The organism is Pseudoalteromonas sp. GW168-MNA-CIBAN-0100, from assembly GCF_040309225.1.
GTDB classification, from domain to species: Bacteria; Pseudomonadota; Gammaproteobacteria; order Enterobacterales; family Alteromonadaceae; genus Pseudoalteromonas; species Pseudoalteromonas arctica.
In genome coordinates this window covers 1-285 of the sequence record NZ_JBEOOL010000449.1, presented here as the reverse complement: position 1 = coordinate 285, position 285 = coordinate 1, and the positions used below count along the sequence as shown (strand labels likewise).

The 285-nt window shown below is 43.5% G+C and carries 1 pseudogene; it reads left to right on the top strand.

Annotation, left to right across the window (positions count from 1 at the left end):
* Positions 1-285, top strand: a pseudogene (locus AAEY62_RS21895) (methyl-accepting chemotaxis protein); the annotation flags it as partial.

The following is a 285-nucleotide window of genomic DNA, read 5'->3' as shown; positions in this document are numbered from 1 at the left end:
TAATGAGCCTGAGCGATCAAGCTCAACATGCGGTACAACAGCAAAATAACCAAGCGCGATTGATTGCCGAATCGACTCAACATGTTATTGACAGTTTTCAGCAAATGGCTCATGACAGCCCAATTTCAGCGGATCAAGCAAGAGAGGGGGCAACCTCAAGTCTTGGTGATCGCCAGAACGCATTAAGCATTATGAAAGACATGCAGGCGCTAGAAACTAATATGACTGAAGTAACTGAATCAATGACTGATTTAACCACTGATGTTAGTGCTATTACCACACAGT